The following is a 14,974-nucleotide window of genomic DNA, read 5'->3' on the forward strand; positions in this document are numbered from 1 at the left end:
TGTGCATCAAATGAACAACAATGACTGCCGAGAGGGAGCGAGAATCCCACCCGAAACCACCCGATTCCCACATCGGTGCGGACCTCTTCGACGAGACGATGGGTCCGGGTTCGTCGTTCGCCCACCTGTACCGCGGAGAGATACACCGGATGAAGTCCTGGCGAGAGCGACTCGACCGGACGAGCAACTGGGCGATTACGTTGATGGCCGGGATCCTCACGTGGTCGTTTTCCGCACAGTCGCACCCGCACTACATCATCTTGCTCGGTCTCGTGACGCTGAGTATCTTCCTCGGAATCGAGTCTCGTCGGTTCCGTGCGTACGACATCTGGCGGTCCCGCGTTCGGATGTTTCAACAGAACGTGTTCGCGTACGCACTGGACCCAGCGGGCGGCGTCGTCGACGAGAACTGGCGACAGAAACTGGGTGGTGACTACCGCACGCCGAACATGAAGATACCGTTCGAAGAGGCGGTCGCCCACCGACTCCGGCGGGTATATCTCCCACTGTTCCTCGTGATGCTCGTCGCGTGGATTATCCAGTTGACGACGTACACGGACCACACGAGTCTCGTCGCCAACGCGGGCATCGGCGGCATTCCCGGCCCCGTGGTCGTCGCAATCGTGGCAGGATTCTACGCGACCATCGCCGCGATCGCGTTCCGTCCGCGGGACTGGAACGTCAACGGCGAACTCATCCCGAGTGAAGTTACCGGGTGGGAGCGACCCGAACGCGACGAGGTCTAGCGCGGGAATCCGAAATCGTTTTTTCTCCCCTGCACCTCTACCGAGTTGCGCCGCCTTAGCTCAGACTGGGAGAGCACTCGACTGAAGATCGAGCTGTCCCCGGTTCAAATCCGGGAGGCGGCACTTCTGTGATTTCAACCCGACGAGCGACGCGAGTCGCGGTGAAATCCAGAATGCGACCCGACCGGATTTGAACCCGAGAAGACGAGCAGAGCGAGTCTTCGCTCGGTTCAAATCCGGGAGGCGGAACCCGTTCATCTCCTCGAACCGGTACAGACGAAAAGAAACCCGAGCGCAAACGCCACCAACGCAGTCGCTCACCAACACAGTCGCCGGAAGAGTAGAGTCCCAGTTCAGGCAGTAACGGTCGATTCCTGCGCGACGTCGCGGGGAGTGACACGTACTTCTAACCCGGACGGCGAGACGGAGACGGTCACGTCGTCGACAGCGCGTTCGTATTCGGCCGTGTGCTTTCCGGCCCGTGAGATACGGAGTCGCTTCGAGAGGAGACCCGCTTCGGCGAGTGGGTCGAGTTTCCGGTAGGTAGTCGAAAGCGGAAGGTCACACGACTCGGCGATTTCGCTCGCAGACAGCGCAGTTCCGTCAGTCGCTTCGAGGATGCACCGGCAGTTTTCGTCGTCGAGTGCGTCGAAGAGGACGTCCATCCGGTCTTGGTCGTCGACGACGAACTCGTCGGAAGAACTGCGAGTGTGAGAGCGAACGGACGATGGAAGCGATGCCTGACTCATACTTCAATAGAGTCACCGTAGGTAGACCAACGGACAACCACGATATCCGGGGACGTTTATATACTCCCGTCGAACACGGCCGCTATCCTTCTTCGAGAACGTCGCCGAGAAGTTTCGTCTGTGCAGCCGCGAGGTGTTCCGAAAACGTCGATTGACTGATGTCGAGCGCGGCCGCCACTTCGGTCGCGTTCGCGCGTCGCGGACGTTCGAAGTAGCCCATCTCGTAGGCGGTCTGGAGGACTTCGAGTTGCCGCGTGGTGAGTTTCCCCCGGTCGACGAAGACGTTGTCTTCGGGTGCGTCACCCGTCGGAGATCTGACGAGTCGTTTGATGTCCACCTCGGGGAATCGCTCGCGAAGTTCCCCGATGACGCCCTGGAGTTGTTCGTAGTCTGCCGCGTGGAAGACGAGGGTCAGCGTCCCACGCTGTGTGAAGTAGCGGTCGATTGGACACCCGAACTCGCCGAGACACTCGCACGGACAGTTCACGCCCCCATCGTGAGAGATTCGAAAGAGGTGCTTGTTCCCGTACGAGAAGATGGGCTCGAGCGCGATATCTTCGGGTGTGTCCTCGGTGTCGACGACGAACTCGGTGACACTCACAGACTCGGGCGTCGGTGCGACACTCGTCGAGACGGAGTTGACGACTGACTCCGTCGAGTAGGCAATCGACGCGATTTGACAGACGGACGGCGAGTCGAATTCGACGGTTGCGCGAATCCCAGCAGACATCGGTATGTTACTCGATTTGGCGCGGTGTGATTTCGACCGAGGAGGTGGTCGTCGATGGCGTCCGCAGTCGGTGTTCGAAAGCAGGTTCAGCGCCGAGACGACCGTTCATGCGGCGTCCTCTTCGGGGTCGACGCGGACTTCCCGCCCGCCAAGGTTGTCCGGGTCGAGTTCGAAGAGTTGGATGTCGAGGTCACGCTTCGTCTCGCCCCAAATCTCGAACAGCGGTCGTTTGGCTTTCCCGTACTGCACGATTCGTTCGACCGTCATCTCGCTCGGGTCGACCCGTTCGAGGTCGCCCTCCGCGATGACGCTCCGGTAGATTTTACCGTTCGATTCGTGGACGACGAGGCGAGCGCGCGGGGAGGAGGTGAGGAACTGACGTTTTTCGCTTTCTGGCGTCGAGACGAGTCGGACGTAGAACTGGCCACCGTCGGGGTCGTAGCCGTAGGAGATGGGGATTGCATAGGGTTCATCGTCCTTCGCGAGCGACAACACACCCGTCTCGTGGCGCGCCAGGACCTCCGCGATGTCGTCAAACGAGAGGTCGGTCTGTTGGTCCAGAGACATTGGTTCGTATGCCCAGACTCGCGGGGGACGTAATCATTGTTACTTCTCGCATCGTGGCCGGACTGGACGCAGATATCACCGGCCAGACGGCCTGTATCGTTCGGAAACAACTTCGAGACGGCCAGAACGGGGAACAGAAGCAGGACGACGGGTCAGGCGTGAGAGAACGACTGGTCGGAGACGGACGACCCACAGATGACACACCCGTTGTCGATGAGTGCGTCACGCATGGGAGCGTTGACCACCATAGACTCCGCACACTCCGGGCAGACGAAGGTGTAGTCTCTCGTGTCGGTCATCGTTATTGATAGTAGAGATAGCACTCGTATATGTAGCCTACTGTTTCGGAAACAGACCGATACGAGACGACAGTAAAGAGAAGAGAGAGACCCGAGAGAGCGATGTTCAACGCGACGACAGTGAAGAGAACGCAGTCTCTGTAACCGCCGACGTACAGACTGGGCACCCGCGTTCGAGGAGTGCCTCACGCATCCCGTCGTTGACTTCGAACTGTTCGCTACACTGTGGACATTCGAACTCGAACTCGTCTGCCGTTGTTCCAGCCATCATTAGTCTACCTCTGGGGATTCGAGTGCGTCTTCCATTCCGGTCTCGAGGACTGTCGACGCGATGTCCTCCATCATCTCGATATCTTCTGTTCGGAGTTCGGTGACGACGCTCGCGACGGCGTCTTGGAGTTCGGTCAGCGTCGTCTGGCCGGTGAGTTCGACGAACAACTCTCCGAAGTCTCGTCCGGAGGGGCGTTGGACGGACATCGCCCTCAGCGCTCCTTCGTCTCTTCGCCGCCGTCAGTCGCGACCTGTCGGAAGTCCACCGACACGCCGGAGTCACCGAACGAGAACGAGAGCGTGTCGAAGCGCGTCGAGAACTCTCGTGGGTGGTGGGCCGACGTCTGGATTCGACGCCCCTCGTCGAGGAGCGATGCCTCGGAGAGTTGGCTGAGTTTGCGGTAGACGCTCGACAGAGGGATGTCGCACACCTCGGCGCACTCCTGTGCGGTCCGGGGGGCGTCGTCACACGCGGCGAGGATACGTCGGTTGTCGTCGTCGCTGAGAGCAGAGAGGACGACGGACGTGTCGGCGACGTCCTGGTGCTGCGAGTCGAAGCCTCCAATCCCATTTGCGGCGAGTGTCGTGGACGAGTTCATACTACAATAGACGGACGGTATCCGGAGGTATCCAGCACCGCGCTATCTGGGGTGGTTTATATACTCCTCGTAGACAGTCCGTCTGGCGCGTCGCACCCTCGCCCCGACTATGGGCCGTCGTCGCCGTCTTCGAGTCGTTCCAGTCGATGCCGGACCGCAGTGTTCGCCGTCGGTGCGAGGATGAAGTGGCCCGCACCCATCGAGAGACTGTTGAGATACCACCGAACTGCGCGTTTGATGGGGCCGTATCGGCCATCGGTGAGGACGACTGCACCACGCCACGCGTTCCGTCGCCCTTCGCGTAGCGTCAGGAACGAGAGCGTCTCGTCGAGTCGGCCGAGTGAGTCGTCGATGTCGGCCACGCCGTCGGCGTAGCGCGCGGCGATGAGGTCCTGTTCGTCGTCGACGAGACTGCGCAAGACGTGATTGATACGTCTGTGGTCGGCGTACTTGCGTCGTCTGTCGGGGTCGATACCGACTTCCGAGAGTGCCAACGCCAGGTCGTAGTTCACGTGTGCGTTGATGCCGAGGAGAACGTCCTGTGTCACGAGGGCGTCACCACGGAGCGACGTTTCGAACGAGAGACGCCACGGGTCGGGTACCTCGTCGAACACGCCACGCTCGAACGCGTGGAACGCCCGCCGGTAGTGGTCGGCGAAGGTGACGAGGTACTCGGCGACCCACGCCGGGTCGTCGAACGTGTCGTGCGCGAGTCCATCGTGGACTTCGGCGGTCACGCGGGCGTAGATAGTCAAGAACGCGGCGCGGCGGTCTTCACGCTCGTAGAGCAGTGCTTCGAGGGCCGACAGTCGTTCGTGCGCGTCGGCGACGTCGCGAAATGGTCTCTCGACGAGATCGAGAATCGCCGGTGACGGGTCGGGACGAACAGCGGACAGTGACGGGTTCGGCGTTCGCACTGCCGTCGCGAGTTTCCGTCCTTCGTCGAGCGTCATCCGGCGCATTCGATAGTGTACGGATACGCCCGGATACTGGATAACGATACCGTCAGTGAGAGAGTCCGGGTGTGGGGAGTGTCGTCTGAAGTCGAATCAGCAGCGAACAGTCCCCGTCTCACCCGCGTCCGCCGGCTAACTTCGCTGCGCCGGGGTGTCGCCGAAGTCGCCACATAGCGAGCGTCCCAACCGCAGGCCCGAGTGCAAGTGGGGCGAACGCCCACTGCCATCCTACGATGTCGGCAACGATGGGCGTGAGTTGAATCGAGACGACGGTCAGCAAGAACCCGAAGGCCGTCTGGAGTGTGAGCGCCGTGCCCAGATAACTCGGGTCTGCAAGTTCGGAGACTGCCGCGGAGAACTGCGCCGAGTCGGCGACGATAGCGAACCCCCATCCGAGGACGAAGGGGACGACGACGAGCGGTGACGCACCGAAGACGAGACCCGCGAGGAGGCTTGCGATGCCGCTCACGACCATACTCGCGGCGGTAACGGTCGTTCGGCCCCAGAGGTCGGCGGCACGTCCGGCGACGAGCGCTCCGACACCACCGATGGCGATGGCTCCGAACGCGGTCAACGCGGCGGCTTCTGGGGTCGCAAGTGGATGGTCGGAGGCGTCGTACGCGAGCGTGAGGAACAGCGGAAGCCACGTCCAGACGGCGTAGAGTTCCCACATGTGGCCGAAGTACCCCGTGTTAGCGAGGAGCGTCGGTGGGTCACGGAGTATGCGTCGAACCGCCGCGGGGTCGAAGGGGGCCGCCGGTGATTGGTACGGCCCGGGACGCACCCACAGGACGGTGAGAGCACCGACCGTCGCCAGTGCCGCTGCACCGAGGAGAACGAGTCGTGGACGGTCGATACCGCCGACGGCCCGGAGTAAGTGGGGGAGTGCGGACCCGACAGTGAGCGCACCGATGAGCGTCCCGATAGCCAGCCCTCGTTCTTCGCGGAACCATCCCGCGACGAGTTTCATCCCCGGTGGGTAGACGCCTGCGAGCGCGACACCCGTGAGAAATCTAAGTCCGAGTGCGACAGACGCTGACTGGACGACGGTGCCGAGCGTCACCGTCGCAGCAGCGCCGACGAGCGCAGACCCAGCAAGGAGGTAGCGTGGGGGAACGAGGTCAGAGAGCGTGAGGACGGCAGACGCGAGTGCGCCGACGACGAACCCGAGTTGGACCGCAGTCGTCAACCACGCCGCCTGTTCGAGTGAAAGCCCCCACGCCACGGCGAGTTGTGGGGCGACGGCGCTGGCGCTGAACCACAGCGACATCGCGAACAACTCGGACACGGCGATGATTCCGAGAACCCGCCACTTCGAGCGCTTCACTGGTGAACCGACGAAAGAGGAGATAACAGAGGAATCGCGCCCGTGCATTCGAGTCGCGCAGACGCGATGGTCACGCACCGCTTCGCTGGAGGCCAGAGCGGTGGTCGATGCGGAGTTCCCACCCGAGCATATCCTGCATGGGTTCGGTCTCCGAGAAGAGACTCGGGTACCACGCGTTGTCGGCGAGGACATCGTTGACGCGTGACCACTCGTCGTCTGCGATTGGGTGCAGTTCGCCTTCGACGACGACGCTCTTCCACTCGTAGCGCGACGGGCAGTCCCAGACAGTGAAACTCGCCCGAGACGTTTGCTCTGCGAAGTCGACCTTCCGCGACGTTTCACCGGGTCGGAGGAAGACGAAGTAGAGCCGATTCATCTCGGCGTCGTACCCGAACGAGAGCGGAATCCCGTACGCGACGCTATCGTCAGCGAGAGAGAGGACGCCGACGCCGCGTTCTACGAGCAGTTGGTCGATTTCGTCGGCGGACATCCCGACTCGGTTGCTTTCGGGGTATTCAGGGGCCATGGTAAATATACGCATGGAGAGGGCATAAGCGTGCCAGCAGACCGGAATATCCCGAATACGACGCGGGGCTTATGTCCGGTGACCCCGAATCGCGGGGCGACACCCGGATGACGGTGAACACACTCCACCGGCCGACGCACCGCGACGCCCTCGTCCACCTCGAAGCGGCCTTCGAGCGCGAGGACATGATTACCGTGTTCGGACGGTGTACCGTGGACTACGATGGCCGCGCGACGAGCGAACTCGGCCCCGGTGACCGACTGGTGATTCTGAAACCCGACGGCTCCATCCTCGTCCACACCGACGAGAAGCGAACGCCCGTCAACTGGCAACCGCCGGGGTGTACCCACACCGCCAGCATCCGCGACGGACGCCTCCGTCTCCGAAGTAGCAGGTCGAACCCGGACGAACGACTCGACGTGCACTTCGAACGGGTCGACCAGTGTTCTGCCTACGGGGTGAACGACCGAAGCGATTTGGAACTCACCGGGAGTGAAGAGGACTTGCGACAGCACATCCTCGCGAACCCGTCGATTCTCGAGTCCGGTTTCGAACCCCTCGAAACCGAGCGACAGAGCGACGCGGGACCAATCGACATCTTCGGCGAAGATGCGGACGGGGTACCCGTCGTCGTGGAGTTGAAGCGACGGCGGGTCGGCCCCTCTGCGGCGAGTCAACTCCGCCGGTACGTGGACGCCCTCCACCGGGAGTTCGGCGACGACGAACCGGTCCGTGGCATCCTCGTCGCGCCGTCGATTACCGACAGAGCAGCAGACTTACTCGACCGGGAAGGCCTCGAATTCGTCGCTCTCGACCCGGAGACGGGCGCGCCACCAGTCGATGACGACTCTGCCGAGGACGACGGGGAGAAAGACGAGAACAGCGGAGAAAGCGATACCAGCGGAGCAAGCGAGAGCGACGACCCGGCGGTAGACGAGTAATCAGTCGAGACCCGCGAGCGACGCGAAGTTCTCCACTGTCTTCGCGGCCGTCACGTCGTCGAAATCGTTGTGGTCCTCCTCGTCCGGCCACCCGAAGTCGTCGGTGATGCGGTCGAGTAGCGTCCCGGTGAACTCAGGGTGGTACTGGACTGTCCAGACGGGCGCAGACTCGTGGCGCGTGGCGAGGTGGTCGTAGTAGTCGGCCGAGGCAATCGTCTCCATCCGGTCGCCGGGCGAGACGACGTAGTCGCCGTGGACCATCGGAATCTTGCCTGAGACGCCCTCGAAAACCGGGTCGTCGTCGAGTTCGACCTCGACGATACCGCGTTTCTGGTGGCCCGCATCGACGGTCCCACCGAGTGCGTCGTTGACGAGTTGGTGGCCGAAGCAGACGCCGAGCGTCGGAATCTCGCGTGCGACGAGTTCGCGGACGAGTCGGCGACCATCGGCTATCCACGGACGCTCGTCGGCCTCGTAGACGCCCGCGGTACTCCCGGTGACGATGACGGCATCGACGTCCGAGAGCGTCGGGAGACCGTCGCCGGGGAGTGAGTGAACAACCCCGTCGCGGCCGTCGAGTGCGAGGTCGGCGAGTGCGTCGGTGAAGTACGACGGTCCGTCAGAGACCATCGTATCGCAGACGAGCAACATCGTCTACGTCGATGTGAAGATATCTGATAAGACTGTTCATCGGTATCGAGGGGCACGCGAGTTCGGCATCCGGCGACGCCAGTCGTGTGAGTCGCTCACACGGCCCGTTGGCTGAATGAAGCTTCGAAGCGTTTTTAGCCCGCCTGACCCTTCGGTTTCACAAGTAACCATGTCAGACAAACCCGCCTCTATGTACCGGGAAATCAAGAACCCGGCGTACACGCGACGCGAGTACATCACGGGAATTCCCGGTTCCAAGATCGCACAGCACAACATGGGCGACCTGCAGGCGGACCCCGAGGACTACCCTGTCCAGATCTCCCTGAAGGTCGAAGAGGACGTCCAGATTCGCCACGGTTCGCTCGAATCCGCGCGCCTCTCCGCCAACCGTCTCATGCTCAAGAACGCTGGCGAGAAGCAGTACAAGATGATCCTGCGCAAGTTCCCGCACCACGTCATCCGCGAGAACAAGCAGGCGACCGGTGCAGGTGCAGACCGTGTCTCTGACGGAATGCGCCAGTCGTTCGGGAAGGTCGTCGGCACCGCCGCACGCATCCCCAAGGGCGAGACGGTCTTTACCATCTACTGCGACGTCGAGGACGCGGAAATCGCGAAGGACGCCTTCCGCCGTGCCTACAACAAGATGTCGCCGCCGTGCCGCATCGTGGTCGACCGCGGCGAAGAACTGCTCGTCGCGTAACGTCGCACGTCAGTTCGCGCGAACCACCTCACTTTTGCACCAGCGACACTCCACGTAGCGTATGCTTCGGTTGGCGGTGACGACCAGTAGCGAGACGTTCGAGCGAATGCGCGACCCGCTCGCCGCACGTGGCATCGACGTCGAGCACCTCCGCGCCAAACAGTTCGCCCTCGACCTGTCGACGCCGCCGACCGACGAGTTCGACGTAGGATTCGTCTATCCCTCGCGAACGATGGAAGGTGGCGTCGTCGCCGCACGCCACGACATTCCGTGGGTGAACACACGCGATGATGTTCTCACGTCGCGGAACAAGGCGGGTGTCGTCGCAGCGCTCTCGCGGGCGGACATCCCAGTCATCGAGAGCGTCTACGTCTCGAATCCGACTGACGACGCAGCACTCATGGACGCCGTCGAGCAGGCGGGCCTCGACTACCCAGTCGTCGTCAAGCCGAACTCGACGACTCGCGGCGTCGGTATCGCGAAGGCGCACGACCCGGATTCACTGTCGGGTCTCGTCGACCACCTGAACCTCGTCCACGACTACCGGGCGACCGGCGATAAGTCCTATCTCGTCCAAGAGTGGCTCCCTGACGCGCGTGACTACCGGGCGATGGTCGTCGACGGAACTGTCGTCGGTGCGGTCGAACGACGCCTCTCCGACCGCGCACGGGCGGACGGGCGATGGAAACACAACGTCCACCGCGGGGCCGACGCAGTCGGTGTCGACCTGCCGGACCGACACCGACGTATCGCCGAAACCGTGGCCGACGAACTCGGCATCCGCTACCTCGGCGTGGACCTCCTCGAATCGAACGGGCGGGTCGTCGTCTCGGAGACGAACGCCCGCCCGACCATCGACGACGACGCGAAGTACGACGACGACTTCTTCGACAGACTGGCAGCGCTGGTCGAACGGGTCGCGAAAAACTCGTAACGCTGCCGTCTCGGTCGCCGGTTACTCGACGTCGATGGCGGCAGAATCCTCAGCGCGGTCGAACGTGACTTGCAGGACGCCGTTGTTGAAGGTGGCCTTCGCGGAGTGTTCGTCGACGCGTGCCGGGAGGCGGATACGTTCGTCGAACTCGCGGCGGTCACCGGCGGCGCTGATAGTCAGCGTCTCTCCATCGCACTTGAGGTCGATAGCGTCTTTGTCGACGCCTGGAAGGTCCGCGACGAGTCGGAGTGTAGAACCCTCATCGTACACGTCGATGTGGGTTTCGGAGGCGAATCCAGCGTCTCCTCCGGTCATGTCGTTCATCATCCGTTCGATTTCATCGAAGATGTTGTCGAACGGGTCGTCGCGGTCGTCTCTGACCATGGGGGCCGCTATGAAATCGGAGGATAAAACGTTTCTGCCTGTGACAGTCATCTGGCAGTGAATCGGCATGATTTGGCCGTGAGAACCCTTCTACACGCTGACTCTCGGTCTGGCAGTCGTGGTGTATGTATGACTGATTGTGAGCGTTTCTGAAGTGTTTTTGATTGGTGATGAAAGGTAACGTTCGATTCAATCGGATTTACCGAAACAGATATACTGTTGGCTGAGGGATATTCATGTGGATACTACTCGAACATGAGTGAAAAATCCTACCTCAGCGCGGGCGAGAACGTGGACGAGTCGGACGTGGTGCGGGTGGCACTCAACGGATTCGGCCGAATCGGTCGGAACATCTTCCGTGCCGTCCTCGACAATCCCAAGGCCGAACTGGTCGCCATCAACGACGTCATGGACTTCGACGACATGGCGTATCTGGCGAAGTACGACTCCGTCATGGGTCGCCTCGACGGCGTCGAACGCGACGGTGACGCCCTGACCATCGAAGGGACGTCGGTCGGACTGTACAACGTCCAGTCCCCGGCAGAACTGCCGTGGGGCGAACTCGACGTCGACGTGGCACTCGAGTGTACGGGTATCTTCCGGACGAAGGAAGACGCCTCGGCCCACCTTGACGCGGGCGCGGACAAAGTCGTCATCTCCGCACCGCCGAAGGGCGACGAACCGGTCAAGCAAATCGTCTACGGTGTCAACCACGACGAGTACGAGGGCGAAGACATCGTCTCGAACGCCTCCTGTACGACGAACTCCGTCACGCCAGTGGCGAAAGTCCTCGACGACGAGTTCGGCATCGAGAACGGCCTCCTGACGACGGTTCACGCCTACACGGGAAGCCAGAACCTCATCGACGGCCCCCACTCGAAACAGCGCCGTGGCCGCGCCGCCGCCGAGAACATCGTCCCGACGACGACGGGTGCCGCACAGGCGACGACCGATATTTTGCCCCAACTCGACGGCAAACTCGACGGGATGGCGATTCGCGTCCCCGTCGTCAACGGGTCGCTCACCGAACTCGTCGTTCGACTCGAAGACAAGCCGTCTGTCGACGAAATCAACGACGCCTTCCGCGCCGCTGCCGACTCCGGACCGCTGGCGGGCGTCCTCGGCTACACCGACGACGAAGTCACGTCGCGTGACATCCTCGGCCTGCCGTTCTCCAGCACCGTCGACCTCAACACGACGAATCAGGTCAACGACGGCGGCCTCTACAAGATTCTGACGTGGTACGACAACGAGTACGGGTTCTCCAACCGGATGCTCGACGTCGCACACTTCATCACGCACCAGTAATCGCGCCTCGTCTCCACGTCCGCCGCACCATCGGTGGGCTGACCTCCTGTTCGTGCAGACGGCCAGCGCAAAGTCGATACCGGAGGCGCGTGAGTCTCAAATGATGCGCCGTCGACAACTCCTCACCACGCTGGCTGCGACAGTCGTCCCCCTTACCGGGTGTGCTGCGCCGACCACATCCTCACCGACACCACTTTCTGACCCCGAAACGGGAGAAATGCGGGGCCAGCCGTCCCTCGTCTACCGCCGCGACGACGAGCGTCTCGTCGAGTTCAGCGCCACCACAGTCGATACCGCGGACGACGCGTCTCTTGGCGACGTGGCTCCGTTCACTGTCCACGTCGGACGAGGCGACCGACTGGCGTTCGACTCGGTCCGGTACGCGTTCACGACGAGTTCTCCCGACATGCATCCCAACCTGTACGTGCGGAAACCGGGGACGACCGAGTTTCCGCCGTTCACGTTCGTCGAGGACGGACACAGCAACGCGGCGGTTCTCCGAATCGACGAGTTCGGCGAGGCCGAGTTTTCCCAGTTCCCACTGCATTTTCTCTTGCCGGACGACGAGTTGCCGACGGAACTCACGGTGGGAGCCCGAATCGTCGTGGCCGAACGCGACGGTGGCCGTCGATACGTCGCCGAGCCGACAGTGACGCTGGAACTCACCGAACAGTGAGGCGGTTCTCGCTCGTTTTGCCCACGACTAAGTGACTCGCCACCCTTCCCTCGCGTGATGACGTTCAAGACCCTCGACGACCTCGAACCCGAACAGCGCGTCCTCGTCCGTCTCGACCTCAACTCCCCCGTCGAAGACGGCGAAGTACAGGACAATCGTCGGTTCGACCGCCACGCGACGACGGTGAAGGAACTCGCCGAGCGTGGGGACAAAGTCATCTTGATGGCTCACCAGGGTCGCCCCGGCGGCGACGACTTCGTCTCGCTCGAACAGCACGCCGCCATCCTCGCCGACCACGTCGGCCGCGACGTGCAGTTCGTCGCCGACACCTACGGCGACGAGGCCATCGACGCCATCGAATCGCTCGACGCGGGCGAGATTCTTCTCCTCGAAAACACACGCATGTGCGACGAGGAACTCCCCGAAGAAGACCCTGAAGTCAAAGCAGATACCGAGTTCGTCCAGACGCTCGCGCCGCACTTCGACGCGTACATCAACGACGCCTACTCGGCGGCCCACCGGTCGCACGCCTCGCTCGTCGGGTTCGCGCTCGAACTACCCGCGTACGCCGGGCGCGTCATGGAGTCCGAGTACGAGGCGAACTCGTCTATCGCCACCCGCGAGTTCGACGGACAGGTCACGATGGTCGTCGGCGGCACGAAAGCGACCGACGTCATCGACGTGATGAACAACCTCGGCGACAAAGTCGACCAGTTCTTGCTCGGCGGCATCGCCGGTGAACTGTTCCTCCGCGCCGCCGGCAACGACGTCGGATTCGACCTCGACGGCATGGATTTCTTCGACGACCAGTGGGAGGCCAACCGCGAGACTATCGAGTCCCTGCTCGACGAACGCGGCGACCAAATCAAACTCGCCGTGGACCTCGCGTACGAAGACGAGAACGACGAACGCGGTGAGATTGCCGTCGCCAACATCACGGAGAAAGACCGCCCGTACCTCGACGTCGGGTCGATGACCGTCGACGAGTACGACCCCATCATCCGCGACTCGGAGGCCGTCTTCGTGAAGGGCGCACTCGGCCTGTTCGAAGACGAACGCTTCGCCGTCGGCACCGTCGGCGTCCTTCAGGCCATCTCGGAGACCGATTGCTTCTCCGTCGTCGGCGGCGGTGACACCTCTCGAGCCATCGAGATGTACGGCATGGACGAGGCCGACTTCGGCCACGTCTCTATCGCGGGCGGCGCGTACATCCGCGCCCTGACCGGTGCGCCACTCGCAGGCGTCGAAGTGCTGAAGCAGGACTGAGTCGGCGCGTAGCCCCCGAGCGCCGCTTTTTTCGCAGTCGTCCCACCCCGAGCGAGGGACGCGCACCAAACGCCACGCGTCGGCGTGATAGTACACAAACAATAATGAGGGGCGGTCTTGAGCACCGTACTATGCAGGACGCGTACATCGTGGACGCCGTGCGGACGCCCTTCGGGAAGCGAAACGGGTCGTTCAGCGGCGTCCACCCGCAGGACCTCGCGGCGAAACCGCTGCTCGCGCTGGAAGAGCGGGTCGGGTTCACGGGCAGCGAAGACCCGGAAGACGTCATCTACGGATGCGTCACGCCCATCGGCGAACAGGGGATGAACATCGGGCGACTGGCACCGATGGTCGCCGGGTGGGGCGACGACATTCCGGGAGTCCAACTCAATCGGATGTGTGGGTCCGGCCAGCAGGCTATCAACTTCGCGGCGGGCCAAATCAGAGGCGAGATGCACGACGTTCTCGTCGCCGGCGGCGTCGAACATATGACGCGCGTCCCGATGGCGTCGGACTCTGCCGTCGACCGATTGACGTTCGCGGACCCGGCGAACGTCTCTGCGACCTACTTCGACCACTACGACGAACTCACGTCGCAGGGAGAAGGTGCCGAGCGAATCGCCGAACAGTGGGGCCTCTCGCGAGACGACGTGGACCAGATTGCAGTCGACTCACAGTCACGGTGGGGACGCGCCGTCGAGGCAGGAAAGTACGACGGACAGGTCGTCCCAGTCGAAGTCGACGGCGACAGCGACGGCGGGACACGCGTCGTCGAGCAAGACGAACACCCGCGCCCGGAGACGGACGTGGAGACGCTTGGAAAACTCCCGCTCGCGTTCCGCGACGAGGGCGAAGGCGTCATCCATCCCGGGAACGCCTCCGGTATCGTCGACGGCGCGGCGGCGACGCTCGTCGCATCCGGCGACGCCTGCGAGGAGTACGGATGGGAGCCGAAAGCGCGAATCGTCGACACCCACGTCGTCGGCGTCGACCCGAAAACGATGCTCACGGGACCGATACCGGCGACGAACGAGATACTCGACGAAAACGGGTTAGATATCGACGACATCGACCGATTCGAGGTGAACGAAGCGTTCGCGTCGGTCATCGGCGCATGGCTTGACGAAACCGGTGCAGAGTGGGAGAAGACGAACGTCTGGGGCGGGGCCATCGCACACGGGCATCCGCTCGGCGCGACGGGGGCGGCACTCCTCGGCAAACTTCCGTATCAACTCGAAGAGTGCGGCGGGCGGTACGGCCTGTGTACGATGTGTATCGGGTTCGGACAGGGAATCGCGACGCTGGTCGAACGCGTCTGACGGACACCACTCGTACTATCGAGACG

Annotated in this window: 20 protein-coding genes and 1 tRNA gene; 9 read left to right on the top strand and 12 right to left on the bottom strand. The window is 62.6% G+C overall.

Annotation, left to right across the window (positions count from 1 at the left end; genetic code table 11):
- The first annotated feature begins 20 nt into the window (after positions 1-20).
- Complete coding sequence (locus GJR96_RS02960; RefSeq protein WP_151161568.1) at positions 21-746, top strand: DUF2270 domain-containing protein; 726 nt, start codon at positions 21-23, stop codon at positions 744-746.
- Between the two features lie 49 nt (positions 747-795).
- Positions 796-869: transfer RNA gene (locus GJR96_RS02965), tRNA-Phe, on the top strand.
- A gap of 230 nt (positions 870-1,099) precedes the next feature.
- Here GJR96_RS02965 and GJR96_RS02970 read toward each other — a convergent pair.
- From GJR96_RS02970 to GJR96_RS03010, 10 genes are all read right to left on the bottom strand, one after another.
- The gene (locus GJR96_RS02970; protein WP_151161569.1) at positions 1,100-1,495 is read right to left on the bottom strand and encodes an ArsR/SmtB family transcription factor; all 396 of its coding nucleotides are present in this window, start codon (positions 1,493-1,495) and stop codon (positions 1,100-1,102) included.
- 82 nt (positions 1,496-1,577) lie between these two features.
- Positions 1,578-2,225 (bottom strand): helix-turn-helix domain-containing protein, encoded by a 648-nt coding sequence (locus GJR96_RS02975; RefSeq protein WP_151161570.1) that lies wholly within the window; start codon positions 2,223-2,225, stop codon positions 1,578-1,580.
- Positions 2,226-2,330: 105 nt separating this feature from the next.
- Positions 2,331-2,792 (bottom strand): pyridoxamine 5'-phosphate oxidase family protein, encoded by a 462-nt coding sequence (locus GJR96_RS02980; RefSeq protein WP_151161571.1) that lies wholly within the window; start codon positions 2,790-2,792, stop codon positions 2,331-2,333.
- A 152-nt stretch (positions 2,793-2,944) separates the two neighbouring features.
- A complete protein-coding gene (locus tag GJR96_RS18010; protein WP_191965800.1) occupies positions 2,945-3,091 on the bottom strand; it encodes a DUF7560 family zinc ribbon protein in 147 nt (48 codons plus the stop codon).
- A gap of 106 nt (positions 3,092-3,197) precedes the next feature.
- Entirely contained in the window at positions 3,198-3,362 is a 165-nt protein-coding gene (locus GJR96_RS02985; RefSeq protein WP_151161572.1) for a DUF7560 family zinc ribbon protein, read from the bottom strand.
- Positions 3,362-3,568: a hypothetical protein gene (locus GJR96_RS02990; RefSeq protein ID WP_151161573.1), complete on the bottom strand. Its 207-nt coding sequence runs from the start codon at positions 3,566-3,568 to the stop codon at positions 3,362-3,364. Before GJR96_RS02990 ends, GJR96_RS02985 begins: the two co-directional genes overlap by 1 nt.
- A 5-nt stretch (positions 3,569-3,573) precedes the next feature.
- Complete coding sequence (locus GJR96_RS02995; RefSeq protein ID WP_151161574.1) at positions 3,574-3,960, bottom strand: winged helix-turn-helix domain-containing protein; 387 nt, start codon at positions 3,958-3,960, stop codon at positions 3,574-3,576.
- 107 nt (positions 3,961-4,067) lie between these two features.
- On the bottom strand, positions 4,068-4,913 hold the full coding sequence (locus GJR96_RS03000) for a DUF5995 family protein (protein WP_225317697.1): 846 nt from the start codon (positions 4,911-4,913) through the stop codon (positions 4,068-4,070).
- Between the two features lie 118 nt (positions 4,914-5,031).
- Positions 5,032-6,186, bottom strand: coding sequence for an MFS transporter (locus GJR96_RS03005; protein ID WP_151163886.1), 1,155 nt, complete (start codon positions 6,184-6,186; stop codon positions 5,032-5,034).
- Positions 6,187-6,313: 127 nt separating this feature from the next.
- Positions 6,314-6,769, bottom strand: coding sequence for a pyridoxamine 5'-phosphate oxidase family protein (locus tag GJR96_RS03010; protein ID WP_151161576.1), 456 nt, complete (start codon positions 6,767-6,769; stop codon positions 6,314-6,316).
- 107 nt (positions 6,770-6,876) lie between these two features.
- Here GJR96_RS03010 and nucS point away from each other — a divergent pair, with 107 nt between their 5' ends.
- Entirely contained in the window at positions 6,877-7,710 is an 834-nt protein-coding gene (gene nucS / locus GJR96_RS03015) for an endonuclease NucS (RefSeq protein ID WP_151163888.1), read from the top strand.
- Here nucS and GJR96_RS03020 read toward each other — a convergent pair whose 3' ends face one another.
- Positions 7,711-8,361, bottom strand: a complete 651-nt coding sequence (locus GJR96_RS03020) for a type 1 glutamine amidotransferase (protein WP_151161577.1) — start codon at positions 8,359-8,361, stop codon at positions 7,711-7,713. It lies immediately after the preceding gene.
- Positions 8,362-8,530: 169 nt separating this feature from the next.
- On the opposite strand from GJR96_RS03020, the gene GJR96_RS03025 reads away from it, so the two are divergent.
- Both GJR96_RS03025 and GJR96_RS03030 read left to right on the top strand, forming a co-directional pair.
- Positions 8,531-9,061, top strand: a complete 531-nt coding sequence (locus GJR96_RS03025) for a 50S ribosomal protein L16 (RefSeq protein WP_058571213.1) — start codon at positions 8,531-8,533, stop codon at positions 9,059-9,061.
- Between the two features lie 61 nt (positions 9,062-9,122).
- On the top strand, positions 9,123-9,995 hold the full coding sequence (locus GJR96_RS03030; protein WP_151161578.1) for an ATP-grasp domain-containing protein: 873 nt from the start codon (positions 9,123-9,125) through the stop codon (positions 9,993-9,995).
- Positions 9,996-10,016: 21 nt separating this feature from the next.
- On the opposite strand, the gene GJR96_RS03035 is transcribed toward GJR96_RS03030, so the two are convergent.
- A complete protein-coding gene (locus GJR96_RS03035; protein WP_151134676.1) occupies positions 10,017-10,379 on the bottom strand; it encodes an Hsp20/alpha crystallin family protein in 363 nt (120 codons plus the stop codon).
- A 255-nt stretch (positions 10,380-10,634) separates the two neighbouring features.
- Between GJR96_RS03035 and gap the strand changes: the two genes are divergently transcribed.
- The 4 genes from gap (at position 10,635) to GJR96_RS03055 (ending at position 14,948) form a co-directional block, all read left to right on the top strand.
- Positions 10,635-11,687: a type I glyceraldehyde-3-phosphate dehydrogenase gene (gene gap / locus GJR96_RS03040; protein WP_151161579.1), complete on the top strand. Its 1,053-nt coding sequence runs from the start codon at positions 10,635-10,637 to the stop codon at positions 11,685-11,687.
- A gap of 217 nt (positions 11,688-11,904) precedes the next feature.
- Positions 11,905-12,363: a hypothetical protein gene (locus tag GJR96_RS03045; RefSeq protein ID WP_151161580.1), complete on the top strand. Its 459-nt coding sequence runs from the start codon at positions 11,905-11,907 to the stop codon at positions 12,361-12,363.
- A 57-nt stretch (positions 12,364-12,420) separates the two neighbouring features.
- Positions 12,421-13,629, top strand: a complete 1,209-nt coding sequence (locus GJR96_RS03050; RefSeq protein ID WP_151161581.1) for a phosphoglycerate kinase — start codon at positions 12,421-12,423, stop codon at positions 13,627-13,629.
- A 131-nt stretch (positions 13,630-13,760) separates the two neighbouring features.
- Positions 13,761-14,948, top strand: a complete 1,188-nt coding sequence (locus tag GJR96_RS03055; protein ID WP_151161582.1) for a thiolase family protein — start codon at positions 13,761-13,763, stop codon at positions 14,946-14,948.
- The last annotated feature ends 26 nt before the right edge of the window (positions 14,949-14,974 follow it).

This window comes from Haloferax litoreum (assembly GCF_009674605.1).
Taxonomy (GTDB): Archaea; Halobacteriota; Halobacteria; order Halobacteriales; family Haloferacaceae; genus Haloferax; species Haloferax litoreum.

Coding starts and splice junctions, on each gene's coding strand:
- GJR96_RS02960 (WP_151161568.1), top strand. CDS start 21: ATGACTGCCGAGAGGGAGCGAGAATCCCACCCGAAACCACCCGATTCC.
- GJR96_RS02970 (WP_151161569.1), bottom strand. CDS start 1,495: ATGAGTCAGGCATCGCTTCCATCGTCCGTTCGCTCTCACACTCGCAGT.
- GJR96_RS02975 (WP_151161570.1), bottom strand. CDS start 2,225: ATGTCTGCTGGGATTCGCGCAACCGTCGAATTCGACTCGCCGTCCGTC.
- GJR96_RS02980 (WP_151161571.1), bottom strand. CDS start 2,792: ATGTCTCTGGACCAACAGACCGACCTCTCGTTTGACGACATCGCGGAG.
- GJR96_RS18010 (WP_191965800.1), bottom strand. CDS start 3,091: ATGACCGACACGAGAGACTACACCTTCGTCTGCCCGGAGTGTGCGGAG.
- GJR96_RS02985 (WP_151161572.1), bottom strand. CDS start 3,362: ATGATGGCTGGAACAACGGCAGACGAGTTCGAGTTCGAATGTCCACAG.
- GJR96_RS02990 (WP_151161573.1), bottom strand. CDS start 3,568: ATGTCCGTCCAACGCCCCTCCGGACGAGACTTCGGAGAGTTGTTCGTC.
- GJR96_RS02995 (WP_151161574.1), bottom strand. CDS start 3,960: ATGAACTCGTCCACGACACTCGCCGCAAATGGGATTGGAGGCTTCGAC.
- GJR96_RS03000 (WP_225317697.1), bottom strand. CDS start 4,913: ATGACGCTCGACGAAGGACGGAAACTCGCGACGGCAGTGCGAACGCCG.
- GJR96_RS03005 (WP_151163886.1), bottom strand. CDS start 6,186: ATGTCGCTGTGGTTCAGCGCCAGCGCCGTCGCCCCACAACTCGCCGTG.
- GJR96_RS03010 (WP_151161576.1), bottom strand. CDS start 6,769: ATGGCCCCTGAATACCCCGAAAGCAACCGAGTCGGGATGTCCGCCGAC.
- nucS (WP_151163888.1), top strand. CDS start 6,877: ATGACGGTGAACACACTCCACCGGCCGACGCACCGCGACGCCCTCGTC.
- GJR96_RS03020 (WP_151161577.1), bottom strand. CDS start 8,361: ATGTTGCTCGTCTGCGATACGATGGTCTCTGACGGACCGTCGTACTTC.
- GJR96_RS03025 (WP_058571213.1), top strand. CDS start 8,531: ATGTCAGACAAACCCGCCTCTATGTACCGGGAAATCAAGAACCCGGCG.
- GJR96_RS03030 (WP_151161578.1), top strand. CDS start 9,123: ATGCTTCGGTTGGCGGTGACGACCAGTAGCGAGACGTTCGAGCGAATG.
- GJR96_RS03035 (WP_151134676.1), bottom strand. CDS start 10,379: ATGGTCAGAGACGACCGCGACGACCCGTTCGACAACATCTTCGATGAA.
- gap (WP_151161579.1), top strand. CDS start 10,635: ATGAGTGAAAAATCCTACCTCAGCGCGGGCGAGAACGTGGACGAGTCG.
- GJR96_RS03045 (WP_151161580.1), top strand. CDS start 11,905: ATGCGGGGCCAGCCGTCCCTCGTCTACCGCCGCGACGACGAGCGTCTC.
- GJR96_RS03050 (WP_151161581.1), top strand. CDS start 12,421: ATGACGTTCAAGACCCTCGACGACCTCGAACCCGAACAGCGCGTCCTC.
- GJR96_RS03055 (WP_151161582.1), top strand. CDS start 13,761: ATGCAGGACGCGTACATCGTGGACGCCGTGCGGACGCCCTTCGGGAAG.